We start from the raw sequence: 19,870 nt of genomic DNA on the forward strand, positions 1-19,870 counted from the left end.
ACCCCACGGTGTGCGGGCGTTCGCCGTCGTGGCGTTCGTTGGCTCCGACGGAGTGTTTGCGTCATGCTGTGACACGTGAACGCGAAGATCGGAAAGTCCAAGAAGCGGGGAAACCCGGTGGGAACGATCATCGGGGTGGTGCTTGTCATCGCCCTGGTGCTGATCGTCGGCGAAATCGCCCTGAGGATGTTCCTGGGCAAGGAAATCGCGGACGGTTTCCGCGAGCAGGAGGAGGCCCGCGGCGCCGTGGTGACCGAAGACGTGCAGACGTCGTTCGGCTCGAGCCCGGTGCTGCTGGCGCTGGCGACCAGCGAACTCGGCGGCATGAACCTGAAGACCCCGTCGACTCTGGACATCACCGACCCCCGCGCCGAAAACGGCGCACCGCGCATCGTCGGCTCGCCGGCGGCGGACGTCACCCTCACCGACGTGGACATCTCCAACACCAGCGACCCGGTGGCCAAGCAGGTCGAGGTCGTCGCCGAACTGCCGCCGGAGCTGATGATCGCCGAGGCCAACCTCCGCGTCTCCGATGCGTCGGGCGGGTCGGGCAACTTCTTCGAGGATCTGGTGACCTCGGCCGTGCGCCTGACCGACCTGACCCCGCACCCGGATCGCGGGGTGCTCACCGCCGAGTTCTCCGGCGGCCTGGCCACCGTCGACCTGCGCCCGGTGGTCCGCGACGGCGGCGTCACCGCCGAAGTCGAGGGCGGCTCCTTCATGGGCATCGACGCCGGCGGCCTGATCTCCCTGTTCGCCGAAGCCGCCGTGGCGGGCCCCGTGCAGGACATCGGCCACGGCTTCACCGTCGCGGACATCGCGGTCACCGACGGCGGCGTGTCCATCACCCTCGAGGGCGCCGACATCGCGCTGTCGGGCCTCTCGGCGATCGAGTACCGCTAAACGGAATCCGGCAACGGTCCCGGCACCTGCACCACATGGGCCCCGGCCGCCAGCGCTTCACCGGCGCAGCGACCGGGGTCCCGCGCGTCATCGGTCATCTCCTCCCCGATCACCGCGATGACTCCGACGCCCGGCGCCGCCGCCCGAATGCGCAGAATCTGCTCCGGGCCGGTCTCCCCCACGGCCGCACCGACCGTCCCCCACCCCGTTCCGGTGGCGATGGCATCCGCCCCGCCGGCGGCGATGGCACCGATGATCCGGTCGAAGGCGTCGTCGTCAAGCACACCCGAGGCATGCAGCCCCGCCTCGACCACCACCGTCAGCTGCGTCGGCGCGGCCACCGCCCCACGCAACGCCACCACCTCCGACAACACCGCATTGACGTCGCCCGCGGCCACCGCCGCCCGATCCAGGACGACCGCCACATCATGCGCACCGTGCTCCGCCGCCAAACGCGCCTCCGCGGCCTTGACCAAAATGTGGGACCGGCCCGTCGGAAAGCCGCACACCACCCCCACCCGCAGCCGACCCGCATCCGCCCCGCCCAGCGCGCCCATCATCGCGGGCAACAACCGCACCCCCGCGCACCCGGCCTCCGCCGCCGCCTCCACCGCCGCGCGAACCCCGTCGGCGGACAACTCGGGATCGACGATCGCGACATCGGTCTTCGCGGCATTCTGCACGGCAAACGGATGGCTCATGGACCCCAGCGTAAGCCCGCCGACTAAAATGCCGGGAATGACCCGTTCACCGTTGGCCCAACCGAAGCAGGCCCCGCAGGAGCGCCAGTACATCCTGACGCTCGGCTGCCCCGACTCGACCGGCATCGTCTCCCACCTGTCGTCGTTCCTGACCGGAATCGGCGCCTGGATCACCGAGGCCCACTTCTTCTCCGACCCCGAGAGCAAGTGGTTCTTCACCCGCCAGGCCGTCCGCGCCGACGAACTCGACATGACGCTGGAGGAGATCCGCGAGGCCTTCCGCCCCGTCGTCGAACAGCTCGGCCCCGAGGCGAAGTGGAAGATCAGCGACAACGGCGTGCCCAAGCGCGCGGTGATCCTCGTGACCAAGGAAGGACACTGCCTGCAGGACCTCCTCGGCCGCGTCGACCAGAACGACTACCCCATGGACATCGCCGCGGTCATCGGCAACCACGACAACCTCGAGCCGCTGGCCCGGGCGCATGGCGTGCCCTTCCACCACGTGCCCTTCCCGAAGGACGCCATCGGCAAGCGGAAGGCCTTCGACGAGGTCGCCGAACTGGTCAACGCAGAGGACCCCGACGCCATCGTGCTGGCGCGCTTCATGCAGATCCTGCCGCCGGACCTGTGCGAGATGTGGGAGGGCCGCGCCATCAACATCCACCACAGCTTCCTGCCGTCGTTCATGGGCGCCCGCCCGTACCACCAGGCGCACAAGCGGGGCGTGAAGCTCATCGGCGCGACCTGCCACTACGCCACGTCGGATCTCGACGACGGCCCGATCATCGAGCAGGACGTCATCCGCGTCTCCCACAAGGACACCCCGCGCGACATGCAGCGCGAGGGCCGCGACGCCGAGAAGCAGGTTCTCGCCCGCGGCCTGCGCTGGCACTTGGAGGACCGCGTGCAGGTGTACGGCAACCGCACCGTCGTCTTCGATTAGGCGCCGGGCCACGGCGGGGTGCGAACTCCGCCCACCCGGACGTGCGAAAGCCGACGCGCCTCAACTCCCCGCCCAAACGACGGGGTCTAAACCACGGGGTCGGTGGCAACCCCGTGGTTAAGGGCCGAAAAACGGGCGACCCCGCAGTTTGGACCCCGTGGTTTGCGGTTGAAGGGTCGGCGTCGGCCCGGGGCTCCGGGATCCGGCGCCGGGGCTACCAGCTGCCCTGGGCGTTATCCAGGATGCCGCGGATCTGCGGCCGCACGTCCAGCCAGTAGATGCCGGTGATCACCATCGCGGCGATGATCGGGATGCCGAGCATCATCCAGCCGATCATGGGAAACGCAAGGAACACGGCGGAACCGCCGAGCAAGCCGGCCCACACGCCCTTGCTCTTGCGGTCGGCGGCGTCGAACGCGTCGGCGCGCGTGGTCAGGACCATGATCAACCCGATGATGGCCGCGACGGCCACCAGCATCGGCAGACCGATGCGGAAGATGATCTCGATCCACTTGTAAATCTCGATGATCATCGGTCGGCGTCGTCCTCCGCGGACTCGTCGGCGGCGTCGCCGTCCTCGGAGGCATCGTCGGAGCCCTCCGCAGCGGCCTCATCGGCGGCGTCGGCCACGGCCTCGTCGGCCTCGGCGATGGTCTCCTCCGCATCGGCGGCCCCTTCGTCGGCAGCCTCGGCGACGACCTCCCCGTCGACGACGTCCGCATCGGCATCCACCACGTCACCGTCGGCGGCGACACCGGAGGCGGCGTCCTCGGCGCGCAGGGCGCCCAGCAACTGCTCGGTGATGTCGGCGGCCTGGTGCAGCAGCGACTCCACCTGAGTCGCGACCTTCTCCTGGTCGAAGCGCCCCAGGAACTCCTGGCCGGCGTCCTGCAGCGGCTTCACGGTCTCGCGGGCCACGTCTTCGATGGAGCCGGCCACCCGCTCGGCGGCGGCACCGGCGAACGGCAGCTTGCCGAAGATCGCGGAAACCGGGTCGGCGTCGCGCCCGGAACCCTTCGCCCCGTCCTTCGCCTCACCCTCGTCGTCGCCCGCGGCGCGCGCACCCGGGAAACCGGCGCCCAGCGAGGCACCGCGCTCCTTGGCCACGTTCACGCCGTCGTCCACGGCCCGCTCGCCACGGGCCGCCAGCTCGCGGTAGATCTTCGAGGCCGCCTCCAGGTACCCGTCTGCGATGGCGCGCAGCTGCTCCGGCTTGAGTTGCTCGGCGCGCGCCGCCACATCGTCCGGCAGGGCCTGGGCGGAAGCGAAGGCGCGGTCACCGCCGGCCTGCGCCTTGGACACGGCGTCGTTGAACGCCTCCTGCGCCGCCTCGAGGGCCTTGAGGAACGCCTCGCGGGACTGCTCGCCCGCGTTGTCGCCCAGGTCCCGGACCTTCCGGCGCGCATCGCGCACGCGGCCGGCCACGCCCTCGGCGATGCCCCCGCTTTCCTTGCCCGCGGTCGTCTCCGCATCCGCGTCGGCGTCGTCACGCACATCCGCGACACCGTCGCGGGACTCCTCCTCCGCACGCACGCGGGCCCCGATGTCGCCCAGGATCTCGACCGTGCGCACGCCGGCGCCGATCCATGCGTAGAACGGGGTCTTGACCAGATCCAGGGCCTGGCCGAGCTTTTCGTCGCGTTCGTTGCGGGCCGCGTGGTGCGTCGGCCCCTCGTGTCCGTCGGTGCCGTCGTGATCGGTCATCTCTGCTCCTCGGTGAATAGCCGTCGCCGCCAGTCTACGTACCACCAACGTTCCACGTCAGCGCAATGTTCCCGATTCCCCCGCCCCGGCGTCACCCGCCGAAGATGAGCGTGGAGAACGTGTAGATGGCCAACCCGGCCAGCGATCCCACGAGGGTGCCGTTGACGCGGATGAACTGCAGGTCGCGACCGACCATCAACTCGATCTTCTCCGACGCCTCATCGGCGTCCCAGCGCTCCACCGTTTCGGAGATGATCGACGTGATCTCGCCGGCGTAGTTCTCCGCCAGGAACGTCGCGCCCTTTTCGATGCGGTCGTCGATCGACGCGCGCAGTTCGGCGTCCCCGTTGAGCCGGTGCCCGTAGCGCTCGGCGGCCTCGGCGATCTTGCGGCGCAGCAGCGACTCGGGGTCGCGGGCGGATTCGATGAGCGACTCGGCCGTCGACTTCCAGATCGCCCCCGGCGCGGCCACCACGGCCTGCGAACCGAGCAGGTCCGCCTTGAGGCCCTCGACGCGCGCCATGGTGGTCGGGTCCTCCCGCAGGTCGTGCGCCAGCTTCTTCAGCCCGCGGCGCAGCGCCTGTCGCGCCTCGTGGTCCGGATCGGACTTCACGTGCCACGTCCATTCCACGACCTCGCGGTGGACGCGTTCACCGATCATGTCGTTGACGAACTGCGGGGCCCACGACGGTGCTCGGTCGCCGACCATCGAGTCGATGAGCCCCTGGCTGGTTTTCGCCTTGCGGTGCAGCCATTCGGACAGCTGCTGGACGATGGGCTCGGTGCGCCCCTCCTCGATGAGCTGCTCCAGGATCCGCCCCGCCGGCGGGCCCCACTGCGGTTCGGCGAGCCGGTCCACGACGGCGGATTTGATCACGGCCTCCGCGTCCGCCGGATCGACCGCCTCCAGCACGTTGCCGACGAACGTGCCCACGCGTTCGGAGACCTTGTCCGCCGAACCCGGTTCGACGAGCCACGATCCGACGCGGTCGGTGATCTCCAGCGACCGGACCTTCTCCACCACCAGCGCGGGGTTGAGGAAGTTGTCGCCGATGAAGCTGGCCAGCGACCGCCCGACCTGGTCCTTCTTGCGGCGGACGATGGCGGTGTGCGGGATGGGGATGCCCATGGGGTGCCGGAACAGGGCGGTGACGGCGAACCAGTCGGCCAGCGCGCCGACCATGCCGGCCTCGCTGGCCGCGCGAACGTAGCCGATCCAGGCCGCGGGGATCTCGCCGTTGGAGGTCGCGTCGGCTTCGAGCCAGCGGCAGACCAGGTACGTCAGCGTCGCGATGATCAGCAGGCCCGTGGCGAACGCCTTGGCGTTGCGCAGTTCGCGGCGTTTCCGCGCTTCGGTTTCCGGCGAGGGCCCGGGCACGGCGAGGCGGTTGCCTTCCGGCGCGGTGGTGTTCGGCGCCTCGTGCGTGACGACGCCCACCTGGGGGCCGTCGGTGGCATTGGGTTGTGCGTGGGCTGGCATGCCTTCGATTATGGCCCTTCACCCGGATCGCTTGGGCACGCGGGGTTCCGCCCCATCGGATCCCGTCCCCGGAGCGGGGATCTTGCCCGAACATGTCAAAAGGGGCGCGCCCCCGCCGCCGCATGAAGCGGTGACGGGGGCGCGCCCGGGAGGTGCCGGACCAGGTCCGGCCTAGTTCAGCGGGGCTTAGTGGTGGCCGCCGAACTCGCGACGGTACGCCAGGTACTGCTTGCGACCGTTGAGGATGAGGAGGAAGCCGGCCACGTCCATCACGATGGCCGCGATCAGACCGCCCCACAGGAACAGCGACGGGTTGAAGTCCTGTCCCAGCGGCGGGGTGTAGCCCGGCTCTCCGAAGGCGACGGCGCCGACCTCGTGCGCGGACGTGGTGTCCATGCCCGACACGGCCAGGCCGAAGATGAAGCAACCCCATGCGGCGAGCGACGCGAGCCACATACCGGCGCCGATCCAAGTGGCGGAGCGGTGCAGGGACGAGTACTCGGCGTTCAAGCTCTGCGGCACGTAGCCGTCGACGAAGTGCTCTTCGCCGCGGTAGCGCTTGGCGGTGGACGTAGCCATTTCTTAATCCTTCCTGAGGCCCCGGTTAATGGGTTCCCAGCTTAGTCGTCCTTGGAGCGGAATGCCGCACGGGCCCGCTCCTTGGTGATCGCGGCAACCGCCGTGAGGGGGATGCCGGCCGGGCAGACGTCGGCACACTCGCCGAACAGGGAGCAGGGGCCGAAGTTGGTCTCCATCTCGTCGACCATGTTCGTGGCGCGCTTGCCGCGCTCCTGCTTGCCCATCGGCAGCAGCGACAGGTGCACCAGCTTCGCGCCGGTGAACAGGTGCGCGGCACCGTTCGGGCAGGCGGCGACGCAGGCGCCGCAGCCGATGCAGGCGGCGTGGTCGAGGGCGCGCTCGGCGGTCTGGTGGTTGACGTGCAGCGTGTCCGCGTCCGGGGCGGTGCCCGGGAACACGGAGACGTAGCCGCCCTTCTCCATCACGCGGTCCAGCGCGGAACGGTCGACGACCATGTCGCGGATGACCGGGTACGCGGCGGAGCGCATCGGCTCGATCTTCAGCGTGTCGCCGTCCTTGAACTGGAACAGACGCTGCTGACAGGTCGGGGTGTTCTTGCCCGGGCCGTGGGGACGTCCGTTGACGTTCAAGCCACAGGTGCCGCAAATGCCCTCGCGGCAGTCGGACGCGAACGCGAACGGCTCCTTGCCGGACTCGACGTACTTGGAGTTGACGTGGTCGAGAAGCTCCAGGATGGACATCTCGGCGACGGCGTCATCGACGTCGACGCTTTCGAAGTGCCCCTCGGTCTGCGGACCGGCCTGGCGCCAGATTTCAAGGTGCAGTTTCATTACTTGTAGTTCCTTGTCATGAGCGGGACGGCCTCGAACGTGAGCGGCTCGGCGTGGCGGATCAGGGTGTTGCTCTTCAGATCCCACGCGGGGCCGTTGTCGCCGCGTTCCCACGCGGAGACGAAGCACCAGTTCTCATCGTCGCGCTGGGCTTCGCCCTCTTCGTCGATGTGGTCTTCGCGGTAGTGCGCGCCACAGGACTCGTCACGGTCCAGGGCGTCGACGCACATGAGCTCGCCGAGGTCGAGGTAGTCCGCGACGCGGTTGGCGTACTCGAGCTGCTGGTTCATCTCGTCCGGGTTGCCCGGGATGAACAGGTCGGACCAGAACTGCTTGCGCAGCTCGCGGATCTTCTCCAGGCCCTCGGCCAGATCCTCCTTGTTGCGGGCGACGCCGCACACGCGGTACAGCTCCTCGCCCAGCTGGCGGTGGAAGTACTCGGCGCCGTGGGTGCCGCCGATGCTCATCAGCTTGTCCAGGCGGGTGCGAGCACGGTCGATGGCCTCGGCGACCTCGGGGGCGTCCTCGGAGAGGCGATCCTGGCCGAGCAGCGGGCCGAGGTAGTTCGGCACGGAGAACGGCAGGGTGAACCAGCCGTCGACCGAAGCGGACAGCAGCGAGTTGGCGCCCAGGCGGTTCGCGCCGTGGTACGTCCAGGAGCACTCGCCGCCGGTGAACAGGCCCGGGATGGAGGTCATCTGGTTGAAGTCGCTCCACAGACCACCCATGGTGAAGTGGCAGGTCGGCGCGATTCGCATCGGGACCTCGTACGGGTCCTCGCCGATGGCCTCCTCGTACATCTGGATGAGGTTCGAGTAGCGCTCCTTGATGGTGTCCTTGCCCAGGCGCTCGATGGCGTCGCGCAGGTCCAGGTACACGGAGTTGTTCAGCGGGCCGACGCCGTAGCCGGCGTTGATCTGCTGGGCGTTCGCGCGGGACGCGACGTCACGCGGAACCAGGTTGCCGAAGGCCGGGTAGCGGCGCTCCAGGAAGTAGTCGCGCTCGTCCTCCGGGATGTCGTTGGCCGGACGGTCGTCGCCCTTCTTCTTCGGGGTCCAGATTCGCGCATCGTTGCGCAGGGACTCCGACATCAGAATGGTCTTGGACTGCCAGTGCGCGTTGACCGGCAGGCCGGTCGGGTGGAACTGGATGAACGACGGGGACGCGAAGTAGGCGCCCTGGTCGTACGCGCGCATGATGGCCGACGCGTTGGAGTTAATCGCCAGCGTGGACATGTGGTACACGTTGCCGTAACCGCCGGTGGCCAGCACGACCGCGTGGGCGGTGTGGGCCGTCAGCTCGCCGGTGATCAGGTTGCGCATGACGGCACCCTGGCAACGGCCGTCGGCGACGATGACGTCGACGAGCTCGTTGTGGGTGAACATCTCGACGTTGCCCAGGCCGACCTGACGCTGCAGCGCCGAGGCGGTCGACAGCTGCAGCTGCTGACCCGTCTGGCCACGGGTGTAGTACGTGCGGGAGACCTGCACGCCACCGAAGGAACGGGTGGCCAGGGCGCCGCCGTACTCGCGCGCGAACGGCGCGCCGATGGCGTTCATGTGGTCGATGACGCGGGTGGACTCGATGCCCAGGCGCCAGCAGTCGTTCTCGCGGCAACGGAAGTCGCCGCCCTTGACGGTGTCCTTGACCAGGCGGTACGCGCCGTCGTTGTCCACCTTCTTGCCGCGGGCGGAGTTCACGCCACCCTGCGCGGCGATGGAGTGCGCGCGGCGCGGGGCGTCGTGGTAGGTGAACGCCTTCACGTCGTAGCCGAGCTCGCCCAGGGCGGCCGCGGCGGCGCCACCGGACAGGCCGGTGCCGACGACGAGGATGCGGAACTTGCGGCGGTTCAGCGGGGAGACCAGGTTGTAGTGGTCCTTCTGGTACTCCCAGTGATCCCGCATCGGGGCCTTGTCGCCCGGCGAGTTGTCGCCGAGCACGCCGCCGATGACAACGCCGTCGACGACGGACTCGGGCGCCTTGAAATCGGTGGCGCCAGTCTGCATTTCAGTGTTCGTCATTATCGAATACCCTTCTCGACCTAGCTGACCACGCCGGTGAGCACGGCCACCGGGATGGCAATGTTGCCGACGACGACCAGCAGCGGGATGAGGCCGGACAGGAACAGCAGGACCTTGCGCCAGCGGGCGCCGGTGATGCCGAGGTCGCTGGTGGCGGTCCACAGGCCATGGGACAGGTGCAGCAGCAGCGCCAGCTGGGCGATGATGTACCAGATGGCGACGGCCGGCCGCGAGAACGAGGCCACGAGGTTGGCGTAGGCCTCACCGTGGACGAAGTCCGCCGGGGCCACGGCGGCGCCGATGGTCAGGTCCAGGATGTGGAAGATGATGAACGCCAGCAGAACGATGCCGGTGATGATCATCGTGCGGGCGGTAAACGTGTTCCAGCTGTTGACCATGCCCTGGCGGCGGAACTTGCCGCGGGACTGGCGGGCACGACCGTGCAGCGCGAAGGCGCCGTAGACGTGCAGGACCACGGCGACGAGCAGCACGATGCGGAAGATCCACAGCACGCCCTCTTCCGGGACGGCCGGGGCGCCGACGGAGCGCAGGAACGCCGCGTACGCGTTGAAGTCGCCCGCGCCCGCGAAGACCTTCAGGTTGCCCAGCATGTGGACGATGACGAAGAGCCCGAAGATCACGCCGGTGACGGCCATAATCAGCTTCAGGGCCCAGGACGGGAACTTGGGCCGCTCACGCAGCGGCTCAAAAGTGATTTTTCCGTGCGCGATCGCGTCACGGTTGGAACTTGTAACAGTCATGGCACCTCCAGTGTCACGTTCACTTTAAAGTCACTGAGCCCACCGTCACCATTTATCCCCCATCTGGGTGAGGAATTTCACAGGTTTCGGCACCCCCACCCTAGGCAACTCTCAGATTTGTGGATTTTCGCAGGTTTTCCGCGCATAATTCCCTACCATTCACACCCGGTATCGGGCACGCGGGCCGTCGTAAAGCAAAAAGCGGGCGGAATCCCGGATTCCGCCCGCCCAGGGCTGGCTTTTCGACGTCGATGGTGCTATTTAGAAAGCTTTTCGCACCGGACGTCCCCTATTCCTTCGCCGGCTCGTGCTCCTCGCGTTCGCCCACGACGATGGTCAGCGGCTCATGCCCTACGATCACCTCATGGCCGGCGATGTTGATCGGGCCGAGCGCGTGCTCGCCCTCCTCCACGACGACCTCCACCGTGCGACGGCGGACCGTCACCCGCATGCGGCAACCGTGGATGGTGACGCGGTAGGTCAGGCCGTCCCACTCGTCCGGCAGCTGCGGATCGATGCTGAACTCCCCGTCGTAGTCGCGGAAACCGCCGAAGCCGTACACCAGCGACTGCCACACGCCACCCGCCGACGCGACGTGGACCCCGTCGGCCGCGTTGCCGTGCAGGTTCGCCAAGTCGACGTACAGGCCGCGGATGAAGAAATCGATGGCCTTGTCGCCGTAGCCCAGCTCCGCCGCCACGATCGACTGCACGACCGCCGACAGCGACGAGTCGCCCGTCGTCAACGGGTCGTAGTAGTCGTAGTCGGCGCGCTTTTCCTCCTGGGTGAACTTGTCGCCCATGAGGAACAGGGCCAGCACGACGTCGGCCTGCTTGATGATCTGGTGCCGGTAAATGGTCAGCGGATGGTAGTGCAGCAGCAGCGGACGCTTCGGCCCGACCTCCGGGTCGTCGAGGTTCCAGCGCTTGCGCAGCAGGAACTGGTCGTCCTGGGGGTGGATGCCGAGCCGTTCGTTGAACGGGATGTACATCTTGGCCGCGGCTTCCTCCCACTCCTCGATCTCCGACACCTCGAGGTTGTAGCGGTGGCAGATCTCGCGGAAGGCCTCCGGACGCTCGGTCATCATCTGGCGGAGCACGTCGGCGGCGGCGGTGAGGTTATATTGCGCCATCACGTTGGTGTACAGGTTGTTGTTCACCACCGTGTTGTACTCGTCGGGGCCCGTCACCGAGTGGATCTGGAACTCCGCGCGATCGGGGTCGAAGAAGCCCAGCGACATCCAGAACCGCGCCGTCGACAACAGCAGGTCGGTGCCCTCGCGCAGCAGGAACTCGACGTCGCCGGTGGCGTAGACGTACTTCATCAGCGCGTACACGATGTCCGCGTCAATGTGGTACTGCGCCGTACCGGCCGCGTAGTAGGCGGAGGACTCCAGGCCGTTGATGGTGCGCCACGGGAACAGGGCGCCGTCGTGGGCGAGCTCGTCGGCGCGTTCCCAGGCGGCGTCGAGCATGTCCCAGCGGAACCGCAGCGCATTCCTGGCGAACGCCGGCGACGTGTACGACAGGAACGGGAGGACGTAGATCTCCGTGTCCCAGAAGTAGTGGCCGCCGTAGCCGGTGCCGGTCATGCCCTTGGCCGGGATGCCCTGGATTTCCGCGCGGGCCGACGCCTGCACCAGCTGCCAGATGTTCCAGCGCACGGCCTGCTGGATCTCCGGCTGGTTGTGCACGACGACGTCGGAGCGTTCCCAGAACCGTTCGAGCCATTCCTGCTGGTTTTCCTGCAGGGTGCGCAGGCCGATGCGGCGCACGCGGTTGAGGGTGCGGGCGCAGCGGAAGGCCAGCTCCTCGCCGCGGACGTGGCGCGACGAGTGGTACGAGACGAACTTCTCGAGCCGGATGATCGAGCCCTTCGGCGCGTTGACGTGGTACAGGATCTGCGCGGAGTCCTGTTCGGTGCGCTGGTCGATTTCCAGGTATGGGTCGCTGCCGTCGGGGGTGGTGATGGTGAACCGGTGGTCCATCGCGCAGGCGACCGTCATGCCGGACCGGGCGCAGCGGAACGCCAGGGTGGACCGCTCCTCGCCCTCGGCCTGGAACGTCGGGTTGAGGACCCGGTCCTCCAGCGTTTCGGCGCGGCGGGGGTCGAGTTCGGAACCCTGGGCGGCGGCGGCGTCGTGGTATTCGTCCTCGCCGTCCTGGCGGTTGAGGATCTGCGAGTTGATGACCACGGCGGCGTCGGAGTCGAGCAGTTCGACTTCGAGCGACATGACGGCGACGTGCTTTTCCTGGAAGCTGACCATGCGGTCGCTGGTGACGCGGACCTGCTTGCCGCCCGGGGTGCGCCAGTTGAAGCGGCGGCGCAGCAGGCCGTCGCGGAAGTCGAGGGAACGTTCGTAGTCGTGGACTTCGGCGTTGCCCAGGCGCAGCGGTTCGTCGTCGATGTACAGGCGCATCGCCTTGGAGTCGGGGGCGTTGATGATCGACTGCCCCTCGCGCGCAAGGCCGTAGGCGTCTTCGGCGTGGCGGATGTGCCAGGTTTCGTGCAGGCCGTTGATGAACGTGCCGTGTTCGGCGGAGTCGCGTCCCTCGGGCGGGTTGGCGCGCATGCCGATGTAGCCGTTGGACAGGGCGAACAGGGTCTCGGACACGCCCAGCGGCATGCCGCCGGGCTTGGTTTCGATCAGGCGCCATTCGTCGACGGGGGTGATGTCGCGGTCCATCAGGCCCTCGGCGTCGACGAGGTGGTGGTGGATGTCGGCGCGGGTGGGTTCGAATTCGCGGCGTCGGCGGCGACGTTCCTCGGAGGCCCGGCTCCTCGGCGTCGTTTCGCTTTGCGACGAGCCGGTGTTCGCGCCGCCCGCCGCGTCGATCGCGTCCGCCGTGATGGTGGCGGAGTCCTTCGTCTTGTCGTCGTGGCTCATCGGATCAGCTCCGCGAGATCGTCGACCACCTCATCGGCGCCGCCGGCGAGCAGCGCATCGTGGCCGGCACCGCGATCGACGCCGACGACCAGCCCGAAGTCGCCGGCCGACCCGGACTGCACGCCGGAGATCGCGTCCTCGACGACGACCGCCTCGGCGGCCGGCACGCCCAGCTGCTCGGCGGCGTACAGGTACATCGCCGGGGCGGGCTTGCCGTCGAGCCCGAGGTCATGGGCGACGTTGCCGTCGACGATGACCTCGAAGCGCTCCAGCAGCCCCGCGGCCCGAAGCACCGGGCGGGCGTTGCGCGACGAGCTGACCACCGCCAGCTTCGGGAAACCCTTCCCCTCCCCCGCCGCGACGGCCTCGAGGTGCTCGAGGAACTTCACCGACCCCTCGTAGGGCACCACGCCCGCTTCGACCCTGCGCAGGAAATCCGCGTTCTTCCGCAGCCCCAGACCGGTGACGGTGTCGTCGGCCTCGGTGTCGGAAGGCGAACCGTCGTCAAGCGACATGCCGCGCGACGCGAGCATCGCCCGGATCCCCTCGTCGCGGCGACGGCCGTCGAGATGCTCGAAGTAGTCGGCGTCCGTGTAGGGCTCGGCGCCGTGCTCCTCGAAAAAGGCGCGGAACATGTCGCCCCACGCCCGCTCATGAATGTCGGCGGTCGGGGTGAGCACCCCGTCCAAGTCGAACAGCACCGCCCCGAATCGCGCGGGGTCGGTCACGCCGGACTGGTGGGCTCCCATGTGACGGTCTCCTCGTGGTGTCGCGGTCGACACGCCACCGGCTGCGGGCGTGTCATTCGGTTCACCAGCCTAGCGGCTGACGGCAGCCGCGCGACGTGGGCGGGAGGGCTCCGCGAATTCGCCGCCGAATCGTTACCCGAGCACGCGAAACGCCCCCGCCCCACGCCGCGAAGATGCGGGTGGGGCGGGGGCGCCGGAAGCCACGATCGGGCCGGGGCCGGGCCGGTCGCGCCGACCCGAAGGCCCGAAGGCCCGAAGGCCGACGGGGATTAGCGGGGACTAGTCCTGGTCGATGCCCTCGCGCTTCTTGAACTCCAGGCGGGCGCGGTGCAGGATCGGCTCGGTGTAGCCCGACGGCTGCTCGGTGCCCTTGAGGATCAGCTCCTTGGCGGCCTGGAAACCGATGGACTTCTCGAAGTCCGTGGCCATCGGCAGGTAGGCGTCATCGCCCTCGTTCTGACGGTCGACGACCTCGGCCATGCGCTGCAGCGAGTCGATGATCTGCTCCTCCGACACGACGCCGTGCAGCAGCCAGTTCGCCAGGGTCTGCGAGGAGATGCGCAGCGTGGCGCGGTCCTCCATGAGGTCGACGTCGTTGATGTCCGGAACCTTGGAGCAGCCGACGCCCTGCTCGACCCAGCGGATGACGTAACCGAGGATCGACTGGCAGTTGTTGTCCAGCTCGTTCTGCTTCTCCTCGTCGGACCAGTCGGCGCCCGGGTCACCGGCCTTCGCGGCGGCGACCGGGATGGTCAGCAGGTCCTCGCGGGTGTCACGGCGGCCGTCGGTGAGCAGCTTGTCCTGGACCTCGAACACGTCCACCTCGTGGTAGTGGGTGGCGTGGAGGACGCCGCCGGTCGGGGACGGGACCCACGCGGTGGAAGCACCCTGCTTCGGCTGGCCGATCTTCTGCTCCAGCAGCTCGGCCATCTGCTCGGTCATGGCCCACATGCCCTTGCCGATCTGCGCCTTGCCCTGCAGGCCGTGCGCCAGGCCGGCGTCGACGTTGTTGTCCTCGTAGGCCAGCATCCACGGGGCGGTCTTCTGGACGGCCTTGCGGAACATCGGGCCCGCCTGGATGGAGGTGTGGATCTCGTCGCCGGTGCGGTCCATGAAGCCGGTGTTGATGAACACCACGCGCTCGGAGACCTCCTTGATGGCGGCGTCGAGGTTCACCGAGGTGCGGCGCTCCTCGTCCATGAGGCCGACCTTCATGGTGTTGCGCTCCAGGCCGAGGAGGTCCTCGACGGCGGCGAACAGCTCGTTGGTGAAGGCGGACTCCTCCGGGCCGTGCTGCTTCGGCTTCACGATGTAGATCGAGCCGGTGCGGGAGTTCTTGCGGGCGTTGTCCTGGTCCAGGCCGGGGATGGCGCAGATCGGGGTGATGACCGCGTCCATGATGCCCTCGTAGATCTCCTCGCCGTTGCGGTCGAGGATGGCGGGGTTCTGCATCAGGTGGCCGACGTTGCGGACGAGGTTGAGCGAGCGGCCGTGCAGCTTCTGCTCGTTGCCCTCGAGGTCGGTGTAGGTGCGGTCGTCGTTGATCTCGCGGGTCAGGGTCTTGCCCTTGCGCTCGAACTCGACCTTCAGGTCACCGACGTTGAGGCCCAGCCAGTTGGTGTAGCCGAGGGTCTTGTCGGCGGCGTCGACGGCGGCGACGGAGTCCTCGAGGTCCATGATGTTGGTGACCGCGGCCTCCAGGACGATGTCCTTGACGCCGGCCTTGTCGGTCTTGCCGACGGGCGACTCGGCGTCGATGAGGATCTGGATGTGCAGGCCGTTGTGCTTGAGGTAGATGGAGTCCGGGTTGGCGACGTCGCCGGTGTAGCCGACGAGGACCTCGGGCTCGCGCAGGCCGACCTGGTTGCCGTCGATGGTGGCCAGCAGGCGGCCGTCGACGATGTCGTAGGAGGTCACGTCCGCGTGGCTGCCCTCGAGCAGCGGGACGGCCTTGTCCAGGAAGTCGCGGCCCCAGGCGATGACGCGGTCGCCGCGGACCTTGTTGTAACCGGGGGTGTCCTTCTCGGCGCCGCCGTCCTCGGGGATGGCGTTGGTGCCGTAGAGGGCGTCGTAGAGGGAGCCCCAGCGGGCGTTGGCGGCGTTGATGGCGAAGCGGGCGTTGAGCACGGGCACGACCAGCTGCGGGCCGGCGGTGGAGGTGATCTCGGCGTCCACGTTGGCGGTGGTCACCTGGAACTCGCCCGGGTCCTCGACGAGGTAGCCGATCTCCTTCAGGAAGGCGACGTAGGAGTCCATGTCCTGCTGGCCCGGGTTCTCGCGGTAGTAATCGTCGAGCTTGGCCTGCAGCTCGTCGCGCTTGGCCAGCAGCTCGACGTTGCGCGGGGTGAACTTCTCGACGATGTCGCCGAAGCCCTGCCAGAAGGCGTCCTTGTCTTCGATGCCGGCGGCGGGAAGGGCGGTGTCGTTGACGAAGTCGTAGAGGACCTTGGCGACCTGCAGGCCGCCGGCGGTGATGCGCTCAGTCATTGCTCTCCTAAATTCAGGGTTCGTTGTCACGCTCGCCGCACGCCCTGTGCGGGCGCGTCGCGAAAGTGTGGCCGTCGGGATGACGGGGTCTCGCTTGACGACGGGCCGACGTGGCCGCCTTTCGGGCGCCTGGTCGGCTTGAGCCGCTGCGTCGGTCCGCCTTCCGCTGGCGATGCAACAACCATATGTGATGCGCGTCTCGCGCGGCACCGTTGTATGCGGTCGGATGGCCGAAGCGCCACGCGGATTCACGCATACGCGGAGGCCACGAGGGGTCGGGGGCCGGTGATGGCGATCGAATCGACGATCCACCCGTTCGGGTTTCGGGAATGGGCCCTGACCATGGGGTCTTTTCCGCGACCGGATCACCCCCGAACGCCGTTCCCCGTTGCATGACGGGAAGCACCGCGAAGAAGGCGGGCCATGGCGGCACCCGAGGGCCCGCCACCCCAAAGCGGGGGGGTGACCTTCACCCCTTTGCCATGCCCGACGTGGTTCGTCACACTCCCATGGGCACCTACCTGCGGTTAAGTCGGTGACGGGCGCCACATCCCGCGCTTTGCAACATTTGCAGGTTCGCCGGAAAAACCCACTGAAATTCGCAACCCCCTTTCCTTGACGGAACGGGCGAATTACCCCATGATGGGTATCAAGGCACGCGAAAGCGGGCAGTCGTCCAGGCCGCACATTGGGTGTTTTCTCCGCCCGATCGCGCACTCCACCGGGAGACGACCGTTTCCGTCGTGCACTCGCAATCCCGGATGCCGAAAGCCTCGCCCTGCATCGAGCGTCGCGGACGGTTCCGGATCCCAGACGTTACTTAAGGAAGTGACCCGGATATGTCGAACGTCGGCAAGGCCCGTACCGCCCAGGAAATCCAGAAGGATTGGGACGAGAACCCCCGCTGGAAGGGCATCAAGCGCGAGTACACCGCCGAGCAGGTGGCGGAGCTCCAGGGCACCGTCGTCGAGGAGAACACCCTCGCTCGCCGTGGTGCCGAGATCCTCTGGGAGGGCGTCAACGTCGACGACGACTCCTACATCAACGCCCTGGGCGCCCTGACCGGCAACATGGCCGTGCAGCAGGCCCGCGCCGGCCTGAAGGCCGTCTACCTTTCCGGTTGGCAGGTCGCCGGTGACGCCAACCTCGCCGGCCACACCTACCCGGACCAGTCGCTGTACCCGGCCAACTCCGTGCCGGCCGTCGTCCGCCGCATCAACAACGCTCTGCTGCGCGCCGACGAGATCGCCCGCATCGAGGGCGACACCTCGGTCGACAACTGGCTGCTGCCGATCGTCGCCGACGGCGAGGCCGGCTTCGGTGGCGCGCTGAACGTCTACGAGCTGCAGAAGGCCATGATCCAGGCCGGCGCCGCCGGCACCCACTGGGAGGACCAGCTGGCCTCCGAGAAGAAGTGCGGCCACCTCGGCGGCAAGGTGCTGATCCCGACCCAGCAGCACATCCGCACCCTGACCTCGGCTCGCCTCGCGGCCGACGTCGCCAACACCCCGACCGTCATCATCGCGCGCACCGACGCCGAGGCGGCCACCCTGATCACCTCCGACGTCGACGAGCGCGACCAGAAGTTCATCGAGGGCGACCGCACCGCCGAGGGCTACTACCGCGTCAAGAACGGCATCGAGCCCTGCATCGCGCGCGCCAAGTCCTACGCTCCGTACGCCGACATGATCTGGATGGAGACCGGCACCCCGGACCTCGAGCTGGCCAAGCAGTTCGCCGAGGCCGTCAAGGCCGAGTACCCGGACCAGCTCCTGGCCTACAACTGCTCCCCGTCCTTCAACTGGTCGGCGCACCTCGAGGCCGACGAGATCGCCAAGTTCCAGAACGAGCTGGGCAAGATGGGCTTCAAGTTCCAGTTCATCACCCTGGCCGGCTTCCACGCCCTGAACTACGGCATGTTCGACCTGGCGTACGGCTACGCCCGCGAGCAGATGACCGCCTTCGTCGACCTGCAGAACCGCGAGTTCAAGGCCGCCGAGGAGCGTGGCTTCACCGCCGTCAAGCACCAGCGCGAGGTCGGCGCCGGCTACTTCGACCGCATCGCCACCACCGTCGACCCGAACTCCTCCACCACCGCCCTGAAGGGCTCCACCGAGGAGGGCCAGTTCAAGTAAGCCTTTCGGTTCCCGTTGCTTGACGACGGGCCACTGAAACGCTTGGAACGGCGTGGCGGCCCTGATCGGGTCGCCGCGTGGCCATCGTGAACAACCGCCCAGGTTTTTCCTGGGCGGTTTTTCCGTGTTTGGGCGACTTGGAACGATGGCCGCGGGCCGGCCGCACGCCCGGCGAATCCCGCCCAAGGCCGAAGCACTTCGAGCCAGACGGCGCACTGTCCGCCTGCCCAGAACATTACTTGGCAGAGTTAACCGATTGAGGTTCCGATTTTGCCAGCGCTGCTAACCTTGATTCATGGCCAAGACGTATGTGGGTTCCCGGCTCCGGCAGCTGCGTCGGGAACGGGACATGAGCCAGGCGGCGCTGGCACAGGCGCTGGGGTTGTCCGCCAGCTACGTGAACCAGATCGAGCATGACGTCCGTCCGCTGACCGTGCCGGTGTTGTTGAAGATCACCGAGACCTTCGGCGTCGATGCGACGTTCTTTTCCCGCGACGACGATTCCCGATTGCTCGCGGAGGTCCAGGACGTGGTTCTGGACAAGGAAGTCTGCCCCGCCCCCGTGGATCTGCAGGAGATTTCCGACATGGTGCGCAATCACCCGGAGATCGCCCGCGCGATGGTGCATGTGCACCGTCGGTACCGCAACGTCACGGACAAGTTGTCGCTGGCCACGGACGACCGGAATTTCCACGGGGATTCGCCCGGGGCGGCGTCGCGGGCGTTGACCATGCCTCACGAGGAAGTGCGCGACTACTTCTACTCGCGGCAGAACTACATCGACTCGGTTGATTTGGCTGCGGAGAGCCTGGCCAGGGAGTTGGGCACGACCGACGACGACAGGGACGTCGAGGAGATTCTCGCCCGTCGGCTGCGGGACGAGCACGGGGTGAAAATCCGCACTCGCTCCGACATGGGCAACACCCAGCACCATTTCGACCCAGACACCGGCGAGCTGGATTTGGCCCGCGGGCTGTCCGCCGGTCAGCGGGCGTTCCGCATGGCCACGGAACTCGGTTACTTCGAGTGCGGCGATCTGATCCGGGAGGAGGTCTCCGAGGGGCATTTCACGTCCAGCGATTCGCGGGCGTTGGCGTTGCGCGGCGTGGCCACGTATTACGCGGGGGCGTTGATCCTGCCGTACGAGAAGTTCCATGCGCTGGCCGAAGCGAACCGGTACGACATCGAGTTTCTTGCTCGACACGCGGGCGTCGGCTACGAGACCATCTGTCACCGCCTGTCCACGATGCAGCGACCGAGCCTGCGGGGCATCCCGTTCACGTTCGTGCGGGTGGACCGCGCCGGCAACATGTCGAAGCGGCAGTCGGCGACGGGGTTCCACTTCACCAATTCGGGTGGCACGTGCCCGCTGTGGAACGTCTATGAGACGTTCTCGTACCCGGGCAAGATCATGCGGCAGGTGGCGGTGATGCCGGATGGACGCTCTTACCTGTGGATTTCGCGCACCGTGGAGCATCACACCGCCCGGTACAACCAGCCGGGCAAGACGTTCGCGATCGGTTTGGGCTGCGAGGCCCGGCACGCTCACCGCACCGTCTATTCGGAGGGCCTGGACATCAACGACGAGAAGGCGGCGACGCCGATTGGGGCGGGTTGTCGCGTGTGCAGCCGCGACGATTGCCCACAGCGTGCGTTCCCGCCGATTCACCGTGCGATCGACGTCAACGCGCACCGATCTTCGGTCGCGCCCTACTGACGGCCGGCCGGT

Annotated in this window: 15 protein-coding genes; 4 read left to right on the top strand and 11 right to left on the bottom strand. The window is 67.8% G+C overall.

The features are described from left to right. The first annotated feature begins 75 nt into the window (after positions 1-75). Positions 76-903, top strand: coding sequence for a hypothetical protein (locus HMPREF3121_RS05915; protein ID WP_083291329.1), 828 nt, complete (start codon positions 76-78; stop codon positions 901-903). On the opposite strand, the gene HMPREF3121_RS05920 is transcribed toward HMPREF3121_RS05915, so the two are convergent. Then, positions 900-1,604 carry a hypothetical protein gene (locus HMPREF3121_RS05920; RefSeq protein ID WP_141742999.1) on the bottom strand — a complete coding sequence of 235 codons (705 nt, stop codon included), beginning with the start codon at positions 1,602-1,604 and terminating at the stop codon, positions 900-902. The genes HMPREF3121_RS05915 and HMPREF3121_RS05920 overlap by 4 nt on opposite strands. A gap of 37 nt (positions 1,605-1,641) precedes the next feature. Between HMPREF3121_RS05920 and purU the strand changes: the two genes are divergently transcribed. Continuing rightward, positions 1,642-2,547, top strand: a complete 906-nt coding sequence (purU, locus tag HMPREF3121_RS05925) for a formyltetrahydrofolate deformylase (protein WP_052054126.1) — start codon at positions 1,642-1,644, stop codon at positions 2,545-2,547. Positions 2,548-2,761: 214 nt separating this feature from the next. On the opposite strand, the gene HMPREF3121_RS05930 is transcribed toward purU, so the two are convergent. The 10 genes from HMPREF3121_RS05930 to HMPREF3121_RS05975 form a co-directional block, all read right to left on the bottom strand. Beyond that, entirely contained in the window at positions 2,762-3,079 is a 318-nt protein-coding gene (locus HMPREF3121_RS05930; protein ID WP_070520918.1) for a DUF2516 family protein, read from the bottom strand. Further along, positions 3,076-4,251, bottom strand: a complete 1,176-nt coding sequence (locus tag HMPREF3121_RS05935; protein WP_070520921.1) for a hypothetical protein — start codon at positions 4,249-4,251, stop codon at positions 3,076-3,078. Before HMPREF3121_RS05935 ends, HMPREF3121_RS05930 begins: the two co-directional genes overlap by 4 nt. 91 nt (positions 4,252-4,342) lie before the next feature. Then, entirely contained in the window at positions 4,343-5,731 is a 1,389-nt protein-coding gene (locus tag HMPREF3121_RS05940; protein WP_083291330.1) for a DUF445 domain-containing protein, read from the bottom strand. A gap of 186 nt (positions 5,732-5,917) precedes the next feature. Further along, positions 5,918-6,310 carry a hypothetical protein gene (locus tag HMPREF3121_RS05945; protein WP_070520924.1) on the bottom strand — a complete coding sequence of 131 codons (393 nt, stop codon included), beginning with the start codon at positions 6,308-6,310 and terminating at the stop codon, positions 5,918-5,920. A 41-nt stretch (positions 6,311-6,351) separates the two neighbouring features. Continuing rightward, entirely contained in the window at positions 6,352-7,101 is a 750-nt protein-coding gene (locus tag HMPREF3121_RS05950; protein ID WP_035119922.1) for a succinate dehydrogenase/fumarate reductase iron-sulfur subunit, read from the bottom strand. After that, on the bottom strand, positions 7,101-9,122 hold the full coding sequence (locus HMPREF3121_RS05955; RefSeq protein ID WP_070520927.1) for a fumarate reductase/succinate dehydrogenase flavoprotein subunit: 2,022 nt from the start codon (positions 9,120-9,122) through the stop codon (positions 7,101-7,103). The genes HMPREF3121_RS05950 and HMPREF3121_RS05955 overlap by 1 nt, the downstream gene beginning before the upstream one ends. Positions 9,123-9,142: 20 nt before the next feature. Then, positions 9,143-9,883 carry a succinate dehydrogenase cytochrome b subunit gene (locus HMPREF3121_RS05960; protein WP_070520930.1) on the bottom strand — a complete coding sequence of 247 codons (741 nt, stop codon included), beginning with the start codon at positions 9,881-9,883 and terminating at the stop codon, positions 9,143-9,145. Positions 9,884-10,172: 289 nt separating this feature from the next. After that, complete coding sequence (locus HMPREF3121_RS05965; RefSeq protein ID WP_246816088.1) at positions 10,173-12,569, bottom strand: glycoside hydrolase family 65 protein; 2,397 nt, start codon at positions 12,567-12,569, stop codon at positions 10,173-10,175. A 197-nt stretch (positions 12,570-12,766) separates the two neighbouring features. Next, positions 12,767-13,519, bottom strand: coding sequence for an HAD family hydrolase (locus HMPREF3121_RS05970; protein WP_070520933.1), 753 nt, complete (start codon positions 13,517-13,519; stop codon positions 12,767-12,769). A gap of 279 nt (positions 13,520-13,798) precedes the next feature. Next, positions 13,799-16,006 (bottom strand): malate synthase G, encoded by a 2,208-nt coding sequence (locus HMPREF3121_RS05975; protein WP_070520935.1) that lies wholly within the window; start codon positions 16,004-16,006, stop codon positions 13,799-13,801. Between the two features lie 839 nt (positions 16,007-16,845). Here HMPREF3121_RS05975 and aceA point away from each other — a divergent pair. Both aceA and ramB read left to right on the top strand, forming a co-directional pair. Beyond that, positions 16,846-18,141 carry an isocitrate lyase gene (aceA, locus tag HMPREF3121_RS05980; RefSeq protein WP_070520938.1) on the top strand — a complete coding sequence of 432 codons (1,296 nt, stop codon included), beginning with the start codon at positions 16,846-16,848 and terminating at the stop codon, positions 18,139-18,141. 295 nt (positions 18,142-18,436) lie between these two features. Next, complete coding sequence (gene ramB, locus HMPREF3121_RS05985) at positions 18,437-19,858, top strand: acetate metabolism transcriptional regulator RamB (protein WP_070520940.1); 1,422 nt, start codon at positions 18,437-18,439, stop codon at positions 19,856-19,858. Positions 19,859-19,870: the final 12 nt, after the last annotated feature.

The organism is Corynebacterium sp. HMSC11E11, from assembly GCF_001807025.1.
GTDB classification, from domain to species: domain Bacteria; phylum Actinomycetota; class Actinomycetes; order Mycobacteriales; family Mycobacteriaceae; genus Corynebacterium; species Corynebacterium freneyi.

Coding starts and splice junctions, on each gene's coding strand:
- HMPREF3121_RS05955 (WP_070520927.1), bottom strand. CDS start 9,122: ATGACGAACACTGAAATGCAGACTGGCGCCACCGATTTCAAGGCGCCC.
- HMPREF3121_RS05970 (WP_070520933.1), bottom strand. CDS start 13,519: ATGGGAGCCCACCAGTCCGGCGTGACCGACCCCGCGCGATTCGGGGCG.
- HMPREF3121_RS05965 (WP_246816088.1), bottom strand. CDS start 12,569: ATGGACCGCGACATCACCCCCGTCGACGAATGGCGCCTGATCGAAACC.
- HMPREF3121_RS05975 (WP_070520935.1), bottom strand. CDS start 16,006: ATGACTGAGCGCATCACCGCCGGCGGCCTGCAGGTCGCCAAGGTCCTC.
- HMPREF3121_RS05920 (WP_141742999.1), bottom strand. CDS start 1,604: ATGAGCCATCCGTTTGCCGTGCAGAATGCCGCGAAGACCGATGTCGCG.
- HMPREF3121_RS05930 (WP_070520918.1), bottom strand. CDS start 3,079: ATGATCATCGAGATTTACAAGTGGATCGAGATCATCTTCCGCATCGGT.
- aceA (WP_070520938.1), top strand. CDS start 16,846: ATGTCGAACGTCGGCAAGGCCCGTACCGCCCAGGAAATCCAGAAGGAT.
- HMPREF3121_RS05945 (WP_070520924.1), bottom strand. CDS start 6,310: ATGGCTACGTCCACCGCCAAGCGCTACCGCGGCGAAGAGCACTTCGTC.
- HMPREF3121_RS05950 (WP_035119922.1), bottom strand. CDS start 7,101: ATGAAACTGCACCTTGAAATCTGGCGCCAGGCCGGTCCGCAGACCGAG.
- purU (WP_052054126.1), top strand. CDS start 1,642: ATGACCCGTTCACCGTTGGCCCAACCGAAGCAGGCCCCGCAGGAGCGC.
- HMPREF3121_RS05935 (WP_070520921.1), bottom strand. CDS start 4,251: ATGACCGATCACGACGGCACCGACGGACACGAGGGGCCGACGCACCAC.
- ramB (WP_070520940.1), top strand. CDS start 18,437: ATGGCCAAGACGTATGTGGGTTCCCGGCTCCGGCAGCTGCGTCGGGAA.
- HMPREF3121_RS05940 (WP_083291330.1), bottom strand. CDS start 5,731: ATGCCAGCCCACGCACAACCCAATGCCACCGACGGCCCCCAGGTGGGC.
- HMPREF3121_RS05960 (WP_070520930.1), bottom strand. CDS start 9,883: ATGACTGTTACAAGTTCCAACCGTGACGCGATCGCGCACGGAAAAATC.